Origin of the sequence: Persicitalea jodogahamensis, from assembly GCF_014651615.1 — a bacterium.
Taxonomy (GTDB): Bacteria; Bacteroidota; Bacteroidia; order Cytophagales; family Spirosomataceae; genus Persicitalea; species Persicitalea jodogahamensis.
Genome location: NZ_BMXF01000003.1, coordinates 151979 through 173624, shown reverse-complemented (window position 1 = coordinate 173624; position 21646 = coordinate 151979). Strand labels below are relative to the sequence as shown.

The following is a 21646-nucleotide window of genomic DNA, read 5'->3' as shown; positions in this document are numbered from 1 at the left end:
TTGGAAGAATCTTTTATTATCAACGAACTCGGCGAAGATCGCCAACACTATTATAACGCCGTTGCCCCACCCATTTTTCAGACCAGCAACTTTGCCGTTCAAACCTTTGCTGAGTTAAGGGCTGCCTTTGCCGACGAACAATCGACTTACCTCTATACCCGCACCATGAATCCAACGGTGGACATGCTGCGAAAAAAACTAGCTGCCTTGGACGAAGCCGAAGATGCCCTGGTTTTCAACAGCGGGGCATCGGCTATCTACGGAGCCGTGATGGCGAATGTCCAGGCGGGCGACCATATCATTTCGGTGGACAAACCCTACAACTCGGCCCTCCGGCTATTTAATGGAATATTACCGCGCTTTGGGATTACGGTTACCTACATAGATGGGACAAAAATTGAGAATTTCGAAGCCGCACTGCGTCCCGAAACCCGGCTGATTTTTCTCGAATCGCCCAACACGCTCACCTACGAATTGCAGGATCTGGCCGCGGTCGCGCAGCTTGCCCGTAGCCGCAACATTCTTACCGTTATCGACAACAGCTACTGCACCCCTCTCTATCAAAAACCACATTCCTTCGGCATAGATCTGAGCCTGCAATCAGCCACCAAGTACATAGGCGGCCACAGCGATACCGTTGCCGGGGTACTTACCGGTTCCAGAGAATTGATAAAAAAAGTATTCGAAAACCAGATAATCTTAGCGGGTACTCAGGCTTCTCCCTTCGATGCCTGGTTGTTGCTGCGCGGACTTCGCACCTTGCCCATGCGCCTCGAACGCATTACGCTCACCACCCGGAAAGTGGTTGAGTTTCTGAAAGGTCATCCGAAAATTGAAAGACTCATTTTTCCGTTAGACGAAGATTTTCCGCAAATCGAGCTGGCCAGAAAACAGATGTCCGGTGCCTGCGGCCTGCTGACGGTAGTTCTGAAAACTACCAGCCACGAGGCCATCGAGAATTTTACCGTCGCGTTCAAACACTTCCTGATGGCCGTTTCGTGGGGCGGATACGAGTCTCTCGTCCTGCCACAGGCGGGGGGTATGGCACCGGAAGATTTCGACCCTGCCATCGAACGTCATCGGATGGTTAGATTTTACATCGGACTCGAAGACGCCGATTACCTGCTTGCGGATTTGGAACAGGCCTTGGAGCAGTTATGAGAGCGCCTAATTGCTGAACTTCGCCAACTGCTTCTCATAAGAATCGGGTTTGTCTTTGGCCAGTTTGGCGATTGCCAACGCCTTTTCAGCAGCTTTTTTCCCTTCCTCCTTTTTCCCCAATCGGAAATAAGCTTCCGACTGCTCGCGGTAGAGTTCGGCGACTTCGGGCTTATTCTGATCGTAAGTGTTCACGGCTTTTATGGCTTTGTCAGTCCAACCTATTAGCTTTTCCGCATAGGCTGGGTCGGGAGCTTTGTCATTAAAAAAACGCATGAGGTAGGCGTAGTCGGTAGTTCTGAGCAGGTTGCCGGCTTGGTACTCATCGAAGCGGGCCGTAGCGGCCGCAGTGTTTTTCTCCCGGAAATAAGCCTCCAATTCTTTCAGGATGGTTCGCATAGATGCGATGTTGGGAGCTACGCCGAGGGATTCCAAAGCCTGCCGCATGGCGGTTATTTCTTTGGACGAAAGCTTGTCGGAACCTTTGCCGTACAAACTTTGGAACAAGATGTTCTCGCCCGCATCCTGGGCTGGCCGGGCGCCATGCCTGCTTCGATACGTATCCAGGTGCTGGAAGAAATACTGCGCCATCGGATTTTGAAAATCATTGATAAAGCGGCTGATGACATAAAATCCGTAGGTACTTTCCAGATCGTCGGGCCGGACGAAAATTTTCCCAAACTCCGTTGCCAGCGCAATCGATTGCGCCGTGTCGCGGGTAGTTTTAGCGTATTTGGCGTAGTTGATGAGGAAATCCAGGTTCCTTTCGCCGTTTTGGTATCGAGTGGCATAGGAACTGGTTCGAGTGGCGGGCGATAGTGCTTCGTTGGCGTGGCGGATTACTTCTTCAATGAATTCGGGACGGGTCGGCTTGTCCGATGGCGATGCCTGATGGATGAGCTCTCCATCGGCGTTGAAGAAAAAGAAGAGCGGAAATTCGGGGTAGTGCAGTTTTTTCTTTTCCTGCAAAGCCTTGGAGAGTGGCGCGTTGGCTTCGTACTTCGCACTCACAAATTTTGGATTGAAAAATTCGCCCACCTTATTTTCTTCCAGCACCGGAGCCAATGCCTCGCAGTGCGGACAGCCTTTCAGGTACATTTCTACAAAAACCAGCTTGCCCTGTTTCTTTGCCTCGACTGCCAGTTGATCGATGTCTTTTTCCTGAAACTGAATACCTTGCGCAAGCAGGGTACCACTTGTTCCAACAATCAAAACCATCAGCAGTGAAAGGAGCTGAATCGTTATATTTTTGTTCAAATCAGAAAACATGCTAGTCGGCTTGGTGAGTCTGTATTTTTTCAAAACAAAAATCGGGCAAAAAAATCGGTTCTTTGGAATAAAGTCAGGATTTGAATGATCAGATTCTGTAAATCCAATAACCCGTCAACCATCTGACGCCATGGCCCAACCCACGTCAACCAGTCTTATGAAACCAGAAACCTTAGCTCTCCACAGTGGTCAATTCGAAGACAAGAATGCCGCTGCCGTTGTTGCGCCGCTGTATCTCTCCACGACTTTCGAGCGCGATGAGAACTACGAACTGCCCAATGGCTACCTCTACACCAGAGCCGGCAACCCCAACCGTGAACAACTCGAGACTATACTGGCCACCTTGGAGAATGGCTCAGAAGCAATGGCCTTCTCCTCCGGCCAGGCTGCTGCCATGACCTTTTTCCAGTGTCTGAAACCCGGCGACCACGTGCTGGTACCCGACGACGCCTATTACGGTACCCCTTCGCTCTTGCAGGATTTTTTCACGAGTTGGGGTCTGACTTTCAGTAAGGTCGACACCACAAAAATCGCCGAAATAGAAAACGCCATCCGTCCCGAAACCAGGGTAGTTTGGCTTGAAACCCCATCCAACCCACAACTCAAAGTCAGCGACTTACAGGAAATTGCGCAGCTGGCCAAAGCGCATAACCTCATCAGTGTCTGCGATAATACCTGGGCAACGCCCATGTTACAAAACCCGCTCAACCTGGGTTGCGACGTGGTGATGCACTCGACCACCAAGTACTTGGGCGGGCATAGCGACGTGTTGGGCGGAGCGTTGATTTTCAAGAAAAAAGGAGAACTGTCGGATCGCGCCCGCCAACTCCAGACACTGGGCGGGGCAGTGCCGTCGCCTTTTGATTGCTGGCTGGTGGTGCGGGGTATCAAAACTCTTGCCGTGCGCGTGCGGCAGCAATCCGCCAACGCGCAACAGGTCGCGGAATTTCTGGAAAGCCAGGAGGCCGTGGAAAAAGTACATTATCCGGGCCTGGTTTCTCACGCGGGTTTCCATACTTCCCAGCGCCAGATGAGCAGCGGTGGAGCGATGCTTTCAGTCCAGGTGAAAGGCGGAGCCGACGAGGCGCTTGTCTTTATCAAAAAACTAAACCTGTTCACGCCGGCCACCAGCCTGGGCGGCGTGGAAAGCCTGATCGAACACCGCGCCTCTGTGGAAGGGCCGGACACTCTGACGCCCAAAAACCTGCTGCGGATTTCGGTAGGTCTCGAACACGCAGAAGATTTGATAAACGACCTGCGTCAGGCTTTGGCGGGTTTATAGTCTTTGACAAGTTTTTCGCTCAATTCCCAGAGTTTGGTCGCCAGAAACTTGCTCTGGGCATCTTTGCTGGGCGTTTTGGGTTTGCAATCATCAAAGTACTTACCCGTGGTATCGGCCACCTCGGGGGAAGAAGCCAGGTAAATGCTCGTCTGCGCGCCTTCCTGCGGGGATTTGGCAAAGGGCCGGGCCAGCCACATGACAATACTGCCGAAACTGGAAAAACCAGAGCCGAAACTCGTCGCCACAAAGCCGGGATGCAAAGCGTTGGAGGTTATTCCCATGGGTTGCAGGCGTTCCGCGAGTTCGTTTGAAAACAGAATATTGGCCAATTTGGAGTTTCCGTAGGTTGTCCAGGCGCTGAATTTTTCGGGCCTCACAAGCTGGTCGATTTGGAATTTAGCGAACTGATGCGCTCCCGACGATACATGGACGATGCGGGCGTCTTTGCCCGCCTTCAAAAGGTCAATCAGGCCGGTAGTGAGCAGAAAGTGCCCTACATGGTTTACGGCGAAAGTCATCTCGATATCTTGTTTGGAAAACTCCTCGTGATCCATCATCAGTCCGGCATTGTTCACCAATAGGTCGATACGGCTATGGTTGGCGTGAATTTTTTCCACCGCTTTTTGTACGGATTTCAAATCAGACAGATCGCATTCCACGAAGGTAGTTTCAGCCTGATCGCCAATCTCCATTTGCAATGCGTCCGCTTTTTGTGCGTTTCTAGCCAGTAGTATGAGATTATAACCCCGTTTGGCGAGTTCCAGAGCAGTAATTTTACCTATGCCTGAGGTAGGACCGGTGATAAGGGCGATTTTTTTATTGACGTTGGACACTTGATTTTGGTTTTGTACACTTTATAAACTCTGCGGACCTAACTTACCAGCAAGAAGCAATGTTCGTTTGATTCAATAATTCTTGCCTTTACAATAAATGCGCCAACGATTCTTATTTCTTTTCCTGCTTCTCACGAACGTCAGCCTGGCAGGCGGAGTACGCGGCCTGATCGCCACGACCCGAAACGAGCCGCTGCCCTACGCGGGCATTGTGGTACAAGGCACCAGCAACGGAACACTTGCCAATGCCGAAGGCCGCTACGAACTTTCGCTCCCGGCGGGAAAGTACGAGCTGGTTTTCCAGTATCTGAGCTTCAAAACCGTCACCAAAACGGTCACAGTGAGCGAGGATTTCCTGGAACTGAACGTGATTTTGGAAGAGCAGCCGCTGAACCTTGACGCGGCGCAGGTCGGCAAGGGCAAGGAAGACCCGGCGTACAGCGTCATGCGGCGGGCTATCGCCAAGGCGCGCTTCCACCAGTTGCAGGTGCGCAGCTACACTGCCCGTGCCTATACCAGAAGTACCGCTTTGCCCACTAAAATTCCTTTTCTGCTGGAACGCCGCCTGAAAAAGGAGGGCGTGCAGGAGGGCAAGGCTTTCCTGAACGAAAGCATTACCGAAATCACCTACCGACGCCCCAACACCTACAACCAGAAAATTCTGTCCACCCGAAACAGTCTGGATAACAGTACCCCCACACCCAATCAGTACGTGCTGGCGAGTTTTTACAGCCCCGAAGTCGGGGGAGCGACCACGCCGCTTTCCCCCAAAGCCTTTGCCTATTACAGGTTCGAGTATGAGGGCTTTTTCGAAGACCGGGGCGAGATCGTGAACAAAATTAAGGTCATACCCAAAGCCTACGGCGAGGGTACTTTCCGGGGCAGTCTGTATATTATCGAAGACCGCTGGGCCATTCATAGCTTCGATCTGGAAACGATTTATCAGGGGTTGAAAATCAGGGTAAAACAGCTATTTAGTCCGGTGCAAAACGTGTGGCTACCCATCAACCAACAGTTCAGGATCGAGGGCGGGTACCTGGGTTTTGCGGGGGAGTTCAAATACGTGGTGTCCATGAATTATCAGAAACTCAACATTGATCCCAATCTGAAAGAAGACATCACGATTCTGGATCATAAAAAGGAAGAAAACGCACCTGCGGTATCAAGAAAGGCGGATCTTGAAAAAATGATCGAGCAGCAGAAAGAGTTTTCCACCAAGAATTTCCGGAAGATTATCAAGGAATACGAAAAGGAAGAAAAAAAAGAACGCAAAGCCGCCGGGCAGGACGTACGGGCGGTTCGGCAGGATTCGGTCATCGTGGATTCGCTGGCAAACAAGCGTGACACAACCTACTGGGAAACCCTGCGCCCCGTACCGTTGACGCAACTGGAAGTCAAAAGCTATAAGATTCAGGACAGCGTGCGCATCGTCAGGCAGGAAAAGTTGGACAAAGACAGCACCCGCAATGACTCCACGAGTTTCAAACCCATGCATTTGCTGACGGGCCACACTTATAAGTTCCGGGAGCGCAACTACCTGACGTTCGAGAGTCCGGCCAGCTCCCTGGCCTACAATACCGTTGAAGGCTATGTCTTCGATATGGCCCTGGAATGGAAAAAGCGCTGGGGAAAGGATTACGAAGCAGGAATCAAGCCTCTGGCGCGATACGCTTTGGGGCGAAACAGGCTAAACGGCACTTTGCAAAGTACCCTGGGCAACCGGAAGTGGAACGCCAGCGTAGAAGGCGGTGAATACATCTACCAGTTCAATCCCAACGCCCCCATTTCACCAGGCCTGAACAGTCTGACGACGCTGCTATTCGAACAGAATTTTCTGAAAATCTACCAAAAGCAATTTCTCCGCGCCGACTACACCTACCGTTACCTTGGGGGTATCCTTACTTTCTCGACGGGGTTGGAATTTGCCCGGCGTAACGAACTTTCTAACCTTGAAAAAACGCAAACCTACATTGATTGGAAAAGTCGCGCTTATACCCCCAATCGACCCGACAATGTGGAGATTGCCAACGCAGGATTTCCGACGCATCGCGCCTTGCTTTGGAACCTGAATGTGAACGTCCGTCCCTGGCAAAAATATGCCATCCGAAACGGCCAGAAACGCTATTGGTATAACAAAGGACCGACATTTCTGCTGGGCTTGAAGCGCGCCATTCCTACGAACGATCTGGCCCCCGATTATACTCTGCTGGAAGGCTCCATCCGCCAGAATTTTGATACGGGACCGCGTAGTAATTTGCGGCTGTCGGTCAGCGGCGGTAGTTTCTTATCCCAAGAAAGAATGTACTTCCCCGACTTCCGCCACTTCATGGGGAACGAGTTTTTCTTCCAGAATGGCGATATGCTCACCAGTTTCAGGATGCTGCCCTATTATCAGTACAGCACTTCAAACAAATTTTTTCAGGGCCACATTTTGTGGGATTCGCAGCGCTTTGTCCTCACCCGTCTGCCTTTCGTACGTTTGGCGGGGCTGAGCGAGGTTTTACAGGTGCATTATCTGAGTACACCGGCGGTGAGGAATTACACTGAGCTGGTGTATGGCTTGGACGGTATTATTCGCCTCTTCCGGGTGGAGGTGGTGGGGCAATTTACTGGCAACAGGTACCAGGGACTTGGACTGCGCGTGGGTACGACGCTGCGCCTGCGTTAACCGGAAGTGTACCCCTCACGATCAGTCGTATTACAGGCAATGAATGTACCTATTCCTGGCTAAGGGCCTCGGAAATGATCTCCCGCAGACGATCTTCCGTCCTATACAAATCTTGTAAAAGTACCATCTGATTCTTCGCCCGGTCCAGATTATGCTCAGGGTACTTGACGGGATAATACACGTCGCCATTCAGGTAATCGGCCAAAAAGCGAATACCCTGCATGTACACCAGAAATAGCCCTGAATAAAAAATGGCCGATTTCTCCGTCTCCGTCAGGACGCCCTTCATTTCCGAAAGGTAGCCTTCGATCAAAGCTTTGTAATACTCCTCCCGTACCACGACCTTCTCAAATTCAACACTTTCTTCCGAAACCGGGCTGACATAGGTGCGCACCATATCGCCAAGGTCAGATATGACTTTTCCGGGCATCAACGTATCGAGGTCACACACGGCAAGCCCGCGCTGGGTGTCAGCATCGAGCAGGACGTTGTTGATCTTGGTGTCATGATGCATCAGGCGGTCAGGGAAATCCGGGTTTTGCATCAGACTTTCGTACGTAGCCACGATCTCGCTTTTATCCAAAAAATAAGCAACCAGCTCCACAGCTGCTTCCCGGCGACTTTCCGGAGCCGCTGCAATAGCGTCCTGGAACTGTCCGAACCGAAAGCTCAGATTATGAAAATCAGGAATTGTCGCCTCAAATTTGGCTAAATCCAGCCCGTCCAGGTTTTTGGACAATAGGCCAAACTGCCGTGCCGCCTCATAGGCCTGCTGAGGCGTGGTGGCTTCGTTGATGGAAGTTGAATTGGGGACAAATGGCGTCAACCGCCAGGATTCGCCCTCCAAAACTACCATCTCCTCCCCCGCCAGCGTAGGAATGGGCGCAACGAATAGATAGTCAGGATGATGCTTGGTCAGGTACTTTGCCGCCAGCCGTAAATTATGAGCAATCGCTTCAATCTGGAATACCGCTGAGTTAATCCTCTGTAAAACAAATTTCCGCCCGTCCTCACCCTCTACCAGGAAAGTAGCATTGATATGCCCCGAACCAAAATGCCTCGGTTCTGGCAAAGGAAATACATCATAAGCGGCCAGGATTCGCTCGAAATCTGTAGTCTTCTCAACCATTTTCTAAGGAATAGGAAAATGAAAAGAAGGGTAGCTTCAAAAGAAACTACCCTTCTGCATTGTTGCTTTGGGTCTTTCTATTCGGTCACCTTCACTCTCGGCACTTCCGTCAGCGTAGGATAAACGTTGTTATCCGGCTTAATATCAGCCATGCGGTGCGTAGGGTCGATCAGAATACGCTGAATGGTAGTCACGGGTCGGTCAATGGTGAAGCTATACTCAGGATACACCCAGGGCCAGTCGGGCAACAGGGTAGTTTTGCCGTAAATATTCTCCTGCTTTTCGCCGCGCATCATTTCCAGCGGAATATAGAAATTCTCCTGCGTGCCGTCGGTATAGCTTACCACTACGTCGAGCGGCATGGGCAGCTTGCCGTGCCGATCCAGCACAACATTGGTTTTGTTGCCGCTGGGCAGCACCTCACGGATCCCGTAGTCGATGGTGCGGGTCGTGCCGACCCAGTCTTCCCAGTACCAGTCCAGTTCCAGGCCCGATTCCTTTTCCATGATGCGTTTGAGGTCGGTAGGGTTGGGATGCTTGAACACCCACTCCCGGAAGTAGCGCTTCATGCCCCGGTCGAAGGCAGGCTGTCCGATGATGTAGCTCAATTGGTGCAGGAAAAGGGCTCCCTTCGAGTAAGCCGCCGTGCTGTAGGCGCGATTGGTGTTGTAGTGGTCCGACTGCGTGGTCATGGGTTCTTCCAGGCCCGATTCCACCAGCCGCTGGTACGATAGGAAGCTGCCATATTGCGGATCGCGACGCGAGGGAAAGAGGTCGGCCATCACCAGGCTGGAAGCGTAGGAAGTGAAGCCTTCGTCCATCCAGGGGTACTTCGACTCATTGGTACCCAGCAGGTTCTGAAACCAGCTGTGAATCGACTCGTGAACCGTTACGCTCACCAGTGATCCCAGATTGCCGCGTCCCGTGATCAGCGTCGCCATCGGGTACTCCATACCGCCGTCGCCGCCCTGAATTACAGAGTACTGCTTGTAGGGATAACGGCCAAAGCGCTCGTTCATAAACTTGAAGCAACGCACGGCGTAGGGTTCCATTTGCTTCCAATAATTGGTCGTGTCGTTCTGGTAAAAGAAATGCAGGTCCAGTTTATCGTCCACTTTCACGACATCGTGGACGTAGTCGGGGTCGGCCGCCCACACGAAGTCAGGTACTTCAGGAGCCACAAAATGCCAGGTCAGGCGGTCGCCCTTTTTATGGTTGACGTCCTTTTTAGAGTAGCCGTGGCCAATCTGGTCGGGATTCTGGAGGTAGCCCGTCCCGGCAATGGTGTAGGCGGCGTCCATGGTTATCTTGACATCAAAATCGCCCCACACGCCGTAGAATTCGCGGGCGATATAAGGGACGGCATGCCAGCCTTCGTAATCGTACTCGCTCATCTTGGGGTACCATTGCGCCATTGAGTAGTCGATTCCTTCTTTGTTATTTCGGCCTGTGCGGCGAATCTGAACGGGTACTTGCGCCTCGAACTCCATGTCGAAGGTCGTGGTAGTTTTGGGCAGAATCGGCTCATTGAGCGTCACTTCCAGAATGGTACCGACAACCTGGTACTTCACCGCCTTGCCTTTATGCTTCAGAGTTTTGACTTTTTCGTAGCCAATTTCGTCAGGCGAAAGTTTGTAAATCCGATCCATCACGCGCGAATCGGGGTCGCTGATGGTACGCGAGCGAACGTCCATCTGGCTGCCGGGTTGGAAGGCGTTGAGGTAGAGGTGGTAAAAAACCTTATCGAGCGTGTCGGGAGAATTGTTGGTGTATTGTAGTTTCTGCGTTCCGGTGTAGCGGTGGGTCTTGGCGTCGAAGTCGATATTCATTTCGTACTTGACACGCTGCTGCCAGCGGTCGGACTGGGCAAAACTGTGAACTGCCAGGCCGAGCAGCAGGCAGGAAAAAAGCAATGGCTTCATGAATTAAAGTTGTGATGGAATAAAATCGAAAGATCAAAATTAGGCAAAGTCATTGTTTTACCATCTAATTTCTGAAATTTGGGGCAACCAGAACCAAATAATACTTAACCCCAACCCACAATGCGCGCATTTTTCTTACTTCTTGGTCTGCTTGTGTTTTCGACCGTGCAGGCTCAAAACGACCAGGCTTTCATTAAAGAAAACTACACCAAGACGATTTACGACATTCCGATGCGGGACGGCGTGAAACTGCACACGATTCTTTACACGCCCAAGGACATTTCAGACACCAAAAAGTACCCTTTCCTGATGCAGCGTACGTGCTATAGCATCGCGCCTTATGGCAAGGACGAGTTTCCGACCCGCCTCGGCCCCAACCCTTACCTCATGCGGGATGGGTACATCTACGTCTATCAGGACGTCCGCGGTCGCTACATGAGCGAGGGTACCTGGACGAATATGACTCCACACATCGCCGACAAAAAAGGCAAGCACGATGTGGATGAGGCATCGGATATGTACGACACCATCGAGTTTTTGCTCAAAAATGTCGCACATAACAACGGCCGCGTGGGTCAGTATGGTACCTCCTACCCTGGGTTTTATACCACCGCCAGTTCGCTGAGCAAGCACCCGGCTTTGAAAGCCTCTTCCCCCCAGGCCCCCATCGCTGACTTCTTTTTCGACGATTTTCATCACAATGGTGCCTTTACGCAGGGCTATTATGGTACTTTTCCGGTGTTCGGCATCCAGCATCCTGAACCCACCACCAAGTCCTGGTTTACCGACGAATTCATTCAGGCCAAACCCGACGGGTACACTTTCAACCTGAACATGGGGCCGTTGAAGAATTTTGACAAGTACTATAAGGACAATTTTTTCTGGCAGGAAACGATGAATCACTCCAACAAGGATGAGTTTTGGCAGAAGCGCGACATCCTGCCGCACTTGAAGGGCGTCACTTCCGCGTACATGACCGTCGGTGGCTGGTTCGACGCCGAGGACTTGTACGGTCCGTTGAATACCTACAAAACCATTGAAAAGAACAACCCCAATGCCTATAACACCCTGGTTGTCGGACCTTTCGGACACGGCCGCTGGGGCCGCGAAACAGGCCATACGCTGCACAATGACATCTACTTCGGAGATAGTCTCGCGACGTTTTACCAGAAAAATATTGAAACCGAATTCTTTACCCACTTCCTGAAAGGGGCGGGCGATGGTAAAACCGGCCTGCCCGAAGCCTACCTATTCAATACGGGTCGTAACGAATGGCGGAAGTTTGAGCAATGGCCCGCGACTCAGGCCCAAAAACAAACTCTGTATTTCCATAAAAATGGTAAACTAAGCTTCGACAAGCCCACCGCTGCCAGCGCCTTCACCGAGTACATCAGCGATCCGATGAAGCCCGTCCCCTACACCGACGACCTCACGCAGATGACGGGTTTTACGCCTTTCAACTACATGTCGGAAGACCAGCGGTTTGCGGCTACCCGCCCCGACGTACTGGTATTCGAAACCGACGTACTCACGGAGGACATCACGCTGGGTGGTGAAATCATGGCCAAGCTCAATTTCAGCACGACCGGTACCGATGCCGATTTTTTTGTAAAACTCATCGACGTTTATCCCGATGATGAAAAAAACCACAGCTATATGGTGGATAAGGAAGTGGTGCTGGCGGGCTACCAGCAGATGGTGCGCAGTGAGGTGATGCGGGCACGTTTCCGCAACAGCTTTGCCAAACCCGAGCCGCTGAAAGCCAACACGCTGACACCGCTGGATTTCCGCTTGCAGGATGTGCTGCACACCTTCAAAAAGGGCCACAAAATCATGGTACAGGTTCAAAGTACCGCCTTCCCACTTTTCGACCGCAACCCACAGAAGTACGTCGAAAATATTTACAAGGCCAATCCTGAAGATTTTATCAAAGCCACTCAGCGGATTTACACGCAGTCAAACGCAGCGAGTGGACTGGAAGTGGAGGTGTTGAATTAACAATCAGAAAGAACAACTGGGATACATCGCCAACCGAATCACCGTACATCCTGATTATTTATTAAATGACCCCATCCGAAGAACCCTCCCCCGGTTCGATTTCGTCCGCTGACCGGGAGAAACTCCGCGAACTGACCGCCCAAAGCTGGGAGATGGAACTGGCCATCTCCGGCGTGGCGATCTTCGCGGTTCTGCAACTTCCCGATCTGCTCGATCAGGGGTTCGACTACCTTCGCTTTAACCTCATCACCCAAACCGAGGGCTTGCCCGGCCTACTACCCCTGTTGGCTTTAAGCATGACCAAGTCGGCCTGCTATGTGCTATTCCTGGCGTTTCTGGTCAATTTTGTCATGCGGGCCTATTGGGTAGGTTTGGTGGGGTTGCTGGCAGTTTATCCTTCCGGGATTCGCTACGACAGGATACCCTTCATCTCGACTTTCGCCCAGGAGCAGATGGAAAAAGATCTGGGACCGCTCGACCGTTACATCGTTCGACTCGACCGCCGATGTAACATCGTGTTCGCCACGGCTTTCTTGCTGGTTTTAATGATATTTCTGATTGCGAGTGCGTACGTGCAGGCCCTGGTCGTGTATTTGCTGCTGCGTCCGGCCCTGCCGGTCGAGGTATGGCAGATGCTGAAAATTGCCGTATACGCCATAGTAGCCCTTTACTTCGTGGCCTCGGTTGTCTTGAGCCTGAAGCAAGCGAGGCAACATCCGGTCGGCATCAAACTCCAATATGGTGTCCTACGATTCAATCAGCTTTTGATGCTGGGTGTTCACAAACCCATATCGTATATTATCAATACCTTTTACAGCAACATTTCCACCAAATATATTCTCCGAACCATAGTAGTTGTGATGGTGGTATTTATGGGGTCGTTTTTTGTGGAATTCACAGCGGATCTTTCAAGAACAGATCGTAGAATTCAGGGGCTTGCTTCCCGCCACCTATACACGGCCCGAATCGATGAGCAGTATGTCAACCCGCTGGCGTACGACAATTTACGGGATGAAAACGACTATCTCGCACAGGCCAGCATTCAGGCCGATGTGATCCAGGAGCCGTACATCCGGCTATTTATCGCCTATCCCAAAACCCTGGATACTTTATTGAAGGTGGCGGCGAAAGAACCGATAATGGACGACAGCCTGTCAAGGCAGGATCGACGACAACGGTACGCCGACTGGAGCAGTGAGGTATTGACCCGCATTCTGCATGTCACCGTCAATGATTCCCTGTTTGCTCAGCCCGAGGTACTTTTCACCCAGCGCGGAGTGCACAATCAGCGGGGCTGGCAAATGGTGCTGATTCCCAATAATCTACGGATAGGAAAAAATCTGCTCAGGGTAGGTCTGAAAACAGAGGGGCGCTCGGAACCGGATGAACTGATTGCTATTCCTTTTTGGTACGTGCCTAATTAAAAAGTTATGGTCTTCCCGTTCTTCGACCGCAACCCGTAGAAGTGCATCGAAAATATCTGCAAAGCCACGCAATGGGTATATTTGATGCAGGGAATCGGATTAGCAGGTCAAAGGGACGGAATAAGAAGAGTGTGACAAAACCAATCGAGAGTTCGCAATTTCTTAACGCGCTTCGTTTTGGATATACCCTGATTGTGCGCGTATTTGCATTTTCTAAAACCCGCCTCCCGCTTGAAAAAGAACCCTGAACTCTACACGACCGCCCTCGGTGCCATTGCCGCCTTCTGCACCTACACCAGCATGTACGGCTTCCGCAAGGGCATCACGGCGGTTCAGTTTGAGGGCATCGCATTCGGCGGCATCGACTACAAAATCTGGCTCATCACGGCGCAGGTACTGGGTTATGCCGTTTCCAAAGGCATCGGCGTTAAAGTTGTGTCGGAGATGAAACCCCACCAGCGGCCCTGGTACGTGCTGGGGCTGATCGGGTTCGCCGAGTTTGCGCTTTTGGGATTTGGTCTGGTACCTGCGCCCTACAATATTGTCTTTCTTTTCCTGAATGGCCTGCCGCTGGGCATGGTGTATGGTACCGTGCTGGCCATGCTGGAAGGCCGCAAGCAAACCGAAATCCTGGTGGCGGCGCTGACGGCTTCGTTCATATTTGCGTCGGGACTGGTCAAAACGGTCGCTTTGTTGCTAATGCAGCAAGGCGGTGTGAGTGAAGTGTGGGCACCCTTCGTGACGGGCGTGATTTTCGTGGTACCCTTGCTGTTGTCGGTTTGGGGATTAAGCCGCCTGCCCGCGCCGAGCGAGGAAGACAAAATCCTGCGTACCGAGCGGCTCCCAATGAATCGTCTTGACCGGAAAAAATTCATGGGTACTTTCCCGACTGGCCTGACGCTGCTGATTATTTCCTACGTTCTGCTGTCAGCCTTCCGCGATTTCCGCGACAACTTCGCGCCCGAGATTCTGAAAGGTACCATGGACGGCAACCCCACGATCTTTGCTCAAACCGAAACGCTCATTGCGCTCATTATTTTGGGATTGATGGCCGGGTTGCGTTGGGTGGACGATCACTTCCGGGCGTTTACGCTCATCAATATACTGATGATTGCGGGCGCCGTGTTGGTCGGATTAAGTACCTGGCTTTACCAGCTTGGTAGCGTGTCGGCCAGTGCGTGGTTCATGCTTACGGGCTTGGGAATGTACATGGCCTACGTCCCCTGCAACGGCCTGTACTTTGAGCGACTGGTCGCTACCTTCCGCTATGTGAGTACGGTCGGCTTCATCGTGACGCTGGCCGACTGGTACGGGTACCTGGGCAGCGTGGCGGTACTTTTGTACAAAAACTTCGGGCAGGCAAATCTGAGTTTTCAGGAGTTTTTCGTGTATGGCTGTTACGGACTAAGCGGGTTGTATATTCTGCTGACGGTATTTTCGTACGGCTCGTTTCGCAGAAAATACAAAAAAGGGCTGGCCGAACTAAGTACCGCAAGTCTGGTGTAAAAACGAGCTCTTACCGTTTATGCCGAAATTGTAGTCAACACTCCCTTTCGCCGCCGCGATGGCGCTATTCTCGTTCCGTCAGTAAGCTGCACGCAGCCATCCTTCCAGATTTTCTGGATGAATTCGGGATTGATTACATCTCCCCGTGTGATTCTTGTGAAGCCATACGGCCGCAGACGTTCCTCGATTATTTTCATGGTAAGGGATACCAGTATCTTCCGGCCATTGGCCTGGTGAATGAAAGTATAGTTGCGGTCGGCTTGCAGGCGAACGATTTGCTGCGGAGACAGGCGGCGATGTCCGCCCACGCGAACTTTGGGGAGAGAGAGACAGGGTACTTGCATGGTTCAGAACGTTGAGGTGAGTACTAAACAATGGCGTGGATATACGCCACCTCAAAGGTCTGGAATTACTACCTGAGCAGTACGGGTACTTTGCCTCTTCGCTCGACGACCCACCGCTTAGCGACAGGTACAAAACCTTGGCCAGATTCCGGGCGCGAGGCTCTCTCGAAATCAATCCCCCACCTTGCCAATTCCCGGGCAAAAACGCCCCCGTACGCCGGGTCGCCAAAAACCTTCTCAACTCGATCGCCATACCAAAGAATACCGCTTACCAGAGGCAGAGAGGCGGAGCCATCAGCTTTGTTTGCCGAATGCACGTTGACGGCCCACAGACGCCCGTATGAACTAGCAACTCGCTTTTCCGTCCGTTGACCTTCTTGTGCGGGTCGAGACCACGGTGCCTGTTGATCATCGAAGCTATTTCAACACTTTGGCTGTCAATACAGAACACCGATGGGTATGCTTCGCGATTCTGTCGTTTTCGATCCATCTGATTTAACTCGCGGTTTATTCTTTCAAGGATTCCATCGGTTTTCCAATTGGCAAAATAATAGTACATGGCTTGCCAGGGCGGGTAATGGCAGGGCAGGTTTCGCCATCACGCGGGCGGCCCCGTGGCAGCCCGTACTCAAGAGCTAAAGAATAGCGTTCACGACTTCACGCAGGTCAATTTTTCGTTTGCGATTGAGAGGTAAAAAGGGCGATATTGCAGCCCACTGGGGGTCGGTCGGTGCTTGCCACTGTTTGGTCATAACTTTGCATTTTGCCGGGCCGCCGGAGCGGTCAATACAAAGATGACATAACTTCTCAATTTCCAAACACGCTCTAAGACCTGAATTTGAGTCTCTCCTGTGCAGATATAGCGAGTGATTCCGCTGTATATGCATGGGCTAGAACCCCTTCCCATGCTTGTGCGAAACCCAGCCCCTTTCAAAGCAGCTGCAATGGCTATCTAAGTCGAACCGGGTGTTCGCATGGTATTGGCCGGTGGCGCCGTTTTGCATTTATTCACCTCCACGCGAACTTTCCGTCGACTTCTCCCCTTTCAACCTCTTTCTGAGTCAGACTTTCGGGTGGTAGTACACATTCTTATGATCGTGAGCTGAGGCGGTGAACAGAACCTCGGGGGCAAAAGTGAAGGCAAATCTGCAAAAGTATTACTATGTGCGGGTAGTACACCGGCCGGCATTGCTTTCCACGGTACCGAGCGTGATCTGCACTACCAAGTTTCGGTGGGCAAAATCGTCATCAATCAGAATCCCGGCTTTCGACCTGTAATTCCTGAACAATATAAACATATGGTAAGGGATGCCTTTAAAATTGAACCTGGAACCAGCAAAATACACTACTCTGTCAGTCTGGTTATCATGTTGTCTTCAGTGATCGGCTATGAAAGTTTTGCACACCCAAAGACGGATACCCGTTTTTTTAATAAAAATGATCTTATGGGGTGGTCCGCGACAATATAAAGTACTAGTCGGTGGAAGATGGCGCCATCGTGGGGCAGGATACGCAGAAAGTAACCAGAAATCAGTTCCTGTGGTCGGATGTCAAGGTGACTGATTTTTATCTCAGCGTCTATGTGCTCTTGGAAAACAATGACCGCAATACCGGAATTCAGTTTCGTTCCAAAAAAGCCGACGCGTCCGGTCAGGCACCAGCTTATCAGGCCGATATCGGTAAGGATGTATGGGGGAGGCTCTACCACGAACACTACCGGGAAAAACTTGACTGGTCGGACCGGGGTGAGAAAGCGGTGAAGCCCCTTTAGTGGAATAACTATGAAATCCTGGTTTCCGGTGACCGAATCTGGACATCCATCAATGGCAAACTCGCCGTTTCGGTCAAAGACCCGGGCGATGACCCTCCCGGATATATTGCCTAGCAGAACCACAGGCGGTCAGATACCGGATCAACACCCTCTTGCATAACCCCAAAGTGAAACTGGCCGGACTGAACGAGGCCCAGCTTGTGAAAGAGCTGAAACCTTCGCTCAGCAAGTTAGCAAGATCCCCCCTCTCTCTTAGGGAAAATGATGTGATCGTGTTTGCTGGAGGTACCAATATCGTGAACATGCGAAGGAATGGTTACCTAGAATCGCTCTTGCTGGCCGCCAATCCGGGCGGAAAGGCTGCGAACACTTGTACAATTGGACGGAAACGCTGCTTAACCCCTAGTCCAAAAATTTGCGGATAAGACCAATCCAAGGCAAATCCTGTTAGCGTCGCTTCAAAGCCAGAGTGCGCTGGATTTGGACCTGGCTATCAGCGCAACGATGAAAAAAATAAATCTATCTAATAACTCCATAAACAAATTCAAAGAGATTTTATCTCTGGTATTGGATCGCAAGGGCGGGGTACATCTTTGACAACTGCGCTTTCTGCTAAAAGCTTTACAAGGGAAAAATTGTTGTTAGTATTGGAGGTACTTGCCGTGCAGGGGATCAATAACTCTGAGTTGAAACACTGCTCAACAAAAAGGTATCCATTTTTTTGTGGCACTTTGCCGATTTAAAAGAAAAGTGAAAAACCACCGATGGTTTAGTGGTCTGTTTCATTGATTAATAGATAGTTGAGACTGCTGTAATTCGTATGGAGCAACTTTTTGAAACGGAAAAAGCCGCTGATGAAGCGGCTTTTTTTTGGTTTTACCTCACCCCCTGCTCCCTCTCCTTTCCTGAGGAGAGGGGAGAAGTAAGCACTTTTTACTTTTCGATGAGGACATTGGTTTGGGCGTTGGACTCGAAGGTGTTGGCTGTGGTCAGATCGGCGTTGGCCGAGGAGCCGTAACCTATCAGGATGCCGTAGCCACCGCTGCCGCTGATTTTGGTATTCTTGATGGTCATGGTGGCTTTAGTACCCCAAATTGCAATGTTGGCTTTCTTGGCCGACACTATGATATTTCCGCCCGCATTGCGCACCTCGGCATTCTCCAGGACGGTCTTGGGATCCGCCGAGTAGCAGATAATGCCGCGCCAGTAAGCTGCCGAGCCGTCGGCGCTGGTGAAAATCACTTTGTCTTTGGTAGTACCTATGGCCGAAAGGTAGCCGCTGGTATTGATCCGGATTACGGCGTCGCGGTTCATTTCCAGCGTTACGGAGGGGTTGAGTTTCCAGCCTGTGTCAACGGTCAGTTCACCGTTGATGCGGTAGGGAGCTTTGTCGGCAAAACCTCCCCAAACTACCTCCGCGCCGTTTTTGAGGTTCGAGGGGGTCACTTCCACCACGTTGCGGCCATTATTGCCTTTGAAGGTCGTGAAATAGTCCAGTTTGGCCACGTTGGCGGCGTCGAGCAGGATACCCGCTTCGGTATTGTTACGGAAACCATTTTCGGCAAATTCGCGCAGGATTCCCTCTGGGTAAATATAAATCCCGTAACCGTCGTTGTCGGTGAATGCCGAGTTCTTGATCGCCATCTGCGCCTTACTTCCCCCTGAGAAAAACAGTGCCGCCTTCGTGGTGCTGTAAATGGCACGACTACCCGCGTGGCTTACTTCCGCGTACTCCAGCACATTTGCATTGCTGCCCGAGTACAGCGCGATACCTACCCAGTAGCCCTTGGTTTTCTGGACGCCCACAAACTTGATCTTGCTGGCGGCTTCGCCCTTGGCGATGAGCAAACCGCCGTTGTCGTTGACGTTCATGCGCACATCGCGCTCGAAGGCGATGACCACGCCGGGGTTGATGGTCAGTTCGTGGTTCACGTCGATGTTCTTGGTCACGATGTAGTCGGGCAGGTCGGGGTTGGCGATACGATCCACCAGGGTGGTTTTGACGGTGATGTTGGCGTTGATGGCCAGCGGCTCGGCCACGCTGGCTATGACAAGTACTTTATCGGTTCCTTTCCCGTTTGGACTGGTCACGGTCAGTTCGAGTTCGTACTCGCCCACTTCGTCTGGCTTGAAGGTGGGCTTGAATGAGGTGGCGTCAGAAAGCGAAACGGTACTTTTGGCGGGCTTGCGGAGGATCGTCCACTGGTAGGTCAGTGGCTTGCCCTCGCTGCTGGCCGAGGCAGAACCGTCGAGCGTAACTACCTGTCCGACCTGCACCGACTGGTCGTCCCCGGCTTTAGCGGTGACGGAGTCATTCGGCTCTACTTCGGGTTTTTCTTTACAAGCGGTAGTGAGAAAGAATCCAGTCAATAGAAGGAGCAGCCAACGGCTGGCGGCGGCGGTTAGGAATTGGGTACTGTGGTGTTGAAAAGTTTGTTTTTTTGTTTTCATGGCTGAAATTGAATTGATTCGGGATTGTCCCGGAGAAGTTGGTTTGAAATTTTTGCCGAAAATAGGAGCCGATTTGGGGCTAATAAAGCGTTGAGTGGATGAAGCGTTAGAATTGGTTTCTGAACTGGTAGAAATCATATTTTGGCTGTCATCTGCTTATCGCACAAAATCCAGCACCGCCCGGTTGAATTTATCGGTTTCTGTAATGAACGGCTCGTGCCACGACTCGCTGAAGTACACCTCGCCAACGGAAGCATTGGTTAGAAATTTTTTCGTGGCTTCCCCTACTTCCACCGGAACTACGCCATCCTTTACGCCCCAAAAAAGACCGACGGGAATACGGATGTCTTTCAGGAGCGGGCCCTTCTCGAAGCGCCGACTCTCAACATTTCCGTAATAACTGTAAGCTCTCCCGTGCGTAAATTGAGCCAGTGCGGTGTTGGGGGAGTTAAAAGCGTAGTCGATCAGGTACTTTCCATTATCGTAGAGCGACACCGGATTGCCGCCCAGTTTGTACATCCAGCGGTAGATCGGCTCCCACTCGATTGTCGCAGCATTATGGGGCGTGACTGGGTGTGCCAGCAGGTAGGTTTCGGCCTCGGTGTTGCCCTTCCGCTTTGCCTCGCGCAATGCCCACTCCCGCACGGCGGCCAGCCAGTTGGCGAAGGAAAACATGCCATTGACCACTATCACACCCGCCACCTCTTGCTGGTTATTTCCCGCGGTAAGGTACTGCCAGGAAAGTTCGACGCCGAAGCTGTGGGCCAGTAGATGGATTTCTGCGCCTGGATACTGCTTTTTCAGCAGTTTCAGAACGTATCCCATATCCTCGCTGAACTGGGCGTAGCGCAGGGTACCCTCAGCCACTTTTCCCGATGATGCTCCAGCCACCCGCTGATCCCAGTAGGCGACCATCGCCTCAGCCTCCAGTCCCTTGAGGTAGTAACGGTAGCACATGGCGCAGTCGCCCGGCCCGCCGTGGACGTACAGAATAATCTTATTGGATGGTCGGTTGCCCTTAACCCAAATGGGCATATCGGCTCCCTTGTTTCGCAGGAAAAGGGTGTTGTTCTCGACGGGTTGCGGGTCACGGTCGCCGCAGGCCAGCATCATGATTAGGCTGGCAAAGGAAATAAATTTAAAGAGCGTTTTCATGGTTTTTTAAGGGGGAAAGCAACACCAGTTTCCAGGCTAAATCGCATGAGCGCCGAGGTATTGTATGGACGTTGTTGCATCACATTCAAGCGAGAGAACCATGCCAGACGTGCCTGCCGCTGCATGGATAAATCTTTTCCTACTCTCACAAAAACGGTTGGTAAGAAGGCGTTTTGTCCGGCCCAGCGTACCCGGCGCAGGTCACCCGATTCGTCGGGCGTATAGGTAGTGCCTTCCAGGAAGTAGTAGGAGGAAGCAGGCGCAAGACCCAGCTCGAAAATGCCACCGCGTCGGCTTGTGCGGCGGTAGGCCAGTTCGGGAAAAAACACCAGCCCGATATGGTTTTGGGGGTGGCGGTACACGGCCAGGGCTGGTCCTGCCAGCAACTCCTTTCGGGCCTGGTTACGCTCTCTGACGCGGTTTTTTAACGACCATTCGGCGGCTATTTTAAGGCCATAGTGGGTGACGGTTTCGCCGTAGTAGCCTACTCGCAATGACTGGGCCAACGTATTGGTTACAGTCAATCGAAGCAGAATGGAAAAGATAAATAAATATCTCATAAATGAACTGATAACCTTATGCTTACTGAATGGAGGTGTTACTTTCCCAGAATCCTAGGCATTTCTCATCCAGCGATTTGGGCAATGGGGGGATTTATTTGCATTAACGTCGGGGGCAGTCTCCATGTGTGCCCACACGTTGCCCACACGTAAAGATTTACCCCTTCTTCGTAATT

General features: G+C 51.7%; 16 protein-coding genes. 8 read left to right on the top strand and 8 right to left on the bottom strand.

The window, feature by feature from the left end:
* A complete protein-coding gene (locus tag IE117_RS16085) occupies window positions 1-1161 on the top strand; it encodes a trans-sulfuration enzyme family protein (protein WP_189565510.1) in 1161 nt (386 codons plus the stop codon).
* Between the two features lie 6 nt (window positions 1162-1167).
* Here IE117_RS16085 and IE117_RS16080 read toward each other — a convergent pair whose 3' ends face one another.
* A complete protein-coding gene (locus tag IE117_RS16080; RefSeq protein ID WP_189565509.1) occupies window positions 1168-2427 on the bottom strand; it encodes a TlpA family protein disulfide reductase in 1260 nt (419 codons plus the stop codon).
* A gap of 157 nt (window positions 2428-2584) precedes the next feature.
* Between IE117_RS16080 and IE117_RS16075 the strand changes: the two genes are divergently transcribed.
* Window positions 2585-3709 carry a trans-sulfuration enzyme family protein gene (locus IE117_RS16075; protein WP_189565508.1) on the top strand — a complete coding sequence of 375 codons (1125 nt, stop codon included), beginning with the start codon at window positions 2585-2587 and terminating at the stop codon, window positions 3707-3709.
* On the opposite strand, the gene IE117_RS16070 is transcribed toward IE117_RS16075, so the two are convergent.
* Complete coding sequence (locus tag IE117_RS16070; RefSeq protein ID WP_189565507.1) at window positions 3688-4542, bottom strand: SDR family oxidoreductase; 855 nt, start codon at window positions 4540-4542, stop codon at window positions 3688-3690. The two genes, IE117_RS16075 and IE117_RS16070, sit on opposite strands and share 22 nt — an antisense overlap.
* A gap of 97 nt (window positions 4543-4639) precedes the next feature.
* Between IE117_RS16070 and IE117_RS16065 the strand changes: the two genes are divergently transcribed.
* Window positions 4640-7210 (top strand): DUF5686 and carboxypeptidase regulatory-like domain-containing protein, encoded by a 2571-nt coding sequence (locus IE117_RS16065; RefSeq protein WP_189565506.1) that lies wholly within the window; start codon window positions 4640-4642, stop codon window positions 7208-7210.
* A gap of 49 nt (window positions 7211-7259) precedes the next feature.
* Here IE117_RS16065 and IE117_RS16060 read toward each other — a convergent pair whose 3' ends face one another.
* Entirely contained in the window at window positions 7260-8339 is a 1080-nt protein-coding gene (locus tag IE117_RS16060; RefSeq protein ID WP_189565505.1) for a phosphotransferase enzyme family protein, read from the bottom strand.
* A 77-nt stretch (window positions 8340-8416) separates the two neighbouring features.
* Complete coding sequence (locus tag IE117_RS16055) at window positions 8417-10261, bottom strand: M1 family metallopeptidase (RefSeq protein WP_189565504.1); 1845 nt, start codon at window positions 10259-10261, stop codon at window positions 8417-8419.
* A 120-nt stretch (window positions 10262-10381) separates the two neighbouring features.
* Here IE117_RS16055 and IE117_RS16050 point away from each other — a divergent pair, with 120 nt between their 5' ends.
* From IE117_RS16050 to IE117_RS16040, 3 genes are all read left to right on the top strand, one after another.
* Window positions 10382-12259, top strand: a complete 1878-nt coding sequence (locus IE117_RS16050; RefSeq protein ID WP_189565503.1) for a CocE/NonD family hydrolase — start codon at window positions 10382-10384, stop codon at window positions 12257-12259.
* Window positions 12260-12324: 65 nt separating this feature from the next.
* A complete protein-coding gene (locus IE117_RS16045) occupies window positions 12325-13683 on the top strand; it encodes a hypothetical protein (protein ID WP_189565502.1) in 1359 nt (452 codons plus the stop codon).
* Window positions 13684-13914: 231 nt separating this feature from the next.
* Window positions 13915-15189 (top strand): DUF5690 family protein, encoded by a 1275-nt coding sequence (locus IE117_RS16040; RefSeq protein ID WP_189565501.1) that lies wholly within the window; start codon window positions 13915-13917, stop codon window positions 15187-15189.
* 17 nt (window positions 15190-15206) lie between these two features.
* Here IE117_RS16040 and IE117_RS16035 read toward each other — a convergent pair whose 3' ends face one another.
* Window positions 15207-15533 (bottom strand): LytR/AlgR family response regulator transcription factor, encoded by a 327-nt coding sequence (locus IE117_RS16035; protein ID WP_189565500.1) that lies wholly within the window; start codon window positions 15531-15533, stop codon window positions 15207-15209.
* Between the two features lie 35 nt (window positions 15534-15568).
* Here IE117_RS16035 and IE117_RS16030 point away from each other — a divergent pair, with 35 nt between their 5' ends.
* Together IE117_RS16030 and IE117_RS16025 are read left to right on the top strand one after the other, a co-directional pair.
* Window positions 15569-15877 carry a hypothetical protein gene (locus IE117_RS16030; RefSeq protein ID WP_189565499.1) on the top strand — a complete coding sequence of 103 codons (309 nt, stop codon included), beginning with the start codon at window positions 15569-15571 and terminating at the stop codon, window positions 15875-15877.
* Window positions 15878-17013: 1136 nt separating this feature from the next.
* A complete protein-coding gene (locus IE117_RS16025; protein ID WP_189565498.1) occupies window positions 17014-17304 on the top strand; it encodes a 3-keto-alpha-glucoside-1,2-lyase-like domain-containing protein in 291 nt (96 codons plus the stop codon).
* A 933-nt stretch (window positions 17305-18237) separates the two neighbouring features.
* Here the strand turns inward: IE117_RS16025 and IE117_RS16020 are convergent.
* The 3 genes from IE117_RS16020 to IE117_RS16010 form a co-directional block, all read right to left on the bottom strand.
* Window positions 18238-19755: a PKD domain-containing protein gene (locus tag IE117_RS16020; protein ID WP_229581019.1), complete on the bottom strand. Its 1518-nt coding sequence runs from the start codon at window positions 19753-19755 to the stop codon at window positions 18238-18240.
* Between the two features lie 156 nt (window positions 19756-19911).
* The gene (locus tag IE117_RS16015) at window positions 19912-20910 is read right to left on the bottom strand and encodes an alpha/beta fold hydrolase (protein WP_189565497.1); all 999 of its coding nucleotides are present in this window, start codon (window positions 20908-20910) and stop codon (window positions 19912-19914) included.
* Window positions 20907-21470: a hypothetical protein gene (locus tag IE117_RS16010; RefSeq protein ID WP_189565496.1), complete on the bottom strand. Its 564-nt coding sequence runs from the start codon at window positions 21468-21470 to the stop codon at window positions 20907-20909. Before IE117_RS16010 ends, IE117_RS16015 begins: the two co-directional genes overlap by 4 nt.
* Window positions 21471-21646 lie beyond the last annotated feature (176 nt).

Excerpts from the sequence above, each read along its gene's own strand:
- IE117_RS16010 (WP_189565496.1), bottom strand. The coding sequence starts at position 21,470 with ATGAGATATTTATTTATCTTTTCCATTCTGCTTCGATTGACTGTAACC.
- IE117_RS16080 (WP_189565509.1), bottom strand. The coding sequence starts at position 2,427 with ATGTTTTCTGATTTGAACAAAAATATAACGATTCAGCTCCTTTCACTG.
- IE117_RS16035 (WP_189565500.1), bottom strand. The coding sequence starts at position 15,533 with ATGCAAGTACCCTGTCTCTCTCTCCCCAAAGTTCGCGTGGGCGGACAT.
- IE117_RS16060 (WP_189565505.1), bottom strand. The coding sequence starts at position 8,339 with ATGGTTGAGAAGACTACAGATTTCGAGCGAATCCTGGCCGCTTATGAT.
- IE117_RS16075 (WP_189565508.1), top strand. The coding sequence starts at position 2,585 with ATGAAACCAGAAACCTTAGCTCTCCACAGTGGTCAATTCGAAGACAAG.
- IE117_RS16055 (WP_189565504.1), bottom strand. The coding sequence starts at position 10,261 with ATGAAGCCATTGCTTTTTTCCTGCCTGCTGCTCGGCCTGGCAGTTCAC.
- IE117_RS16020 (WP_229581019.1), bottom strand. The coding sequence starts at position 19,755 with ATGAAAACAAAAAAACAAACTTTTCAACACCACAGTACCCAATTCCTA.
- IE117_RS16015 (WP_189565497.1), bottom strand. The coding sequence starts at position 20,910 with ATGAAAACGCTCTTTAAATTTATTTCCTTTGCCAGCCTAATCATGATG.
- IE117_RS16065 (WP_189565506.1), top strand. The coding sequence starts at position 4,640 with ATGCGCCAACGATTCTTATTTCTTTTCCTGCTTCTCACGAACGTCAGC.
- IE117_RS16045 (WP_189565502.1), top strand. The coding sequence starts at position 12,325 with ATGACCCCATCCGAAGAACCCTCCCCCGGTTCGATTTCGTCCGCTGAC.
- IE117_RS16050 (WP_189565503.1), top strand. The coding sequence starts at position 10,382 with ATGCGCGCATTTTTCTTACTTCTTGGTCTGCTTGTGTTTTCGACCGTG.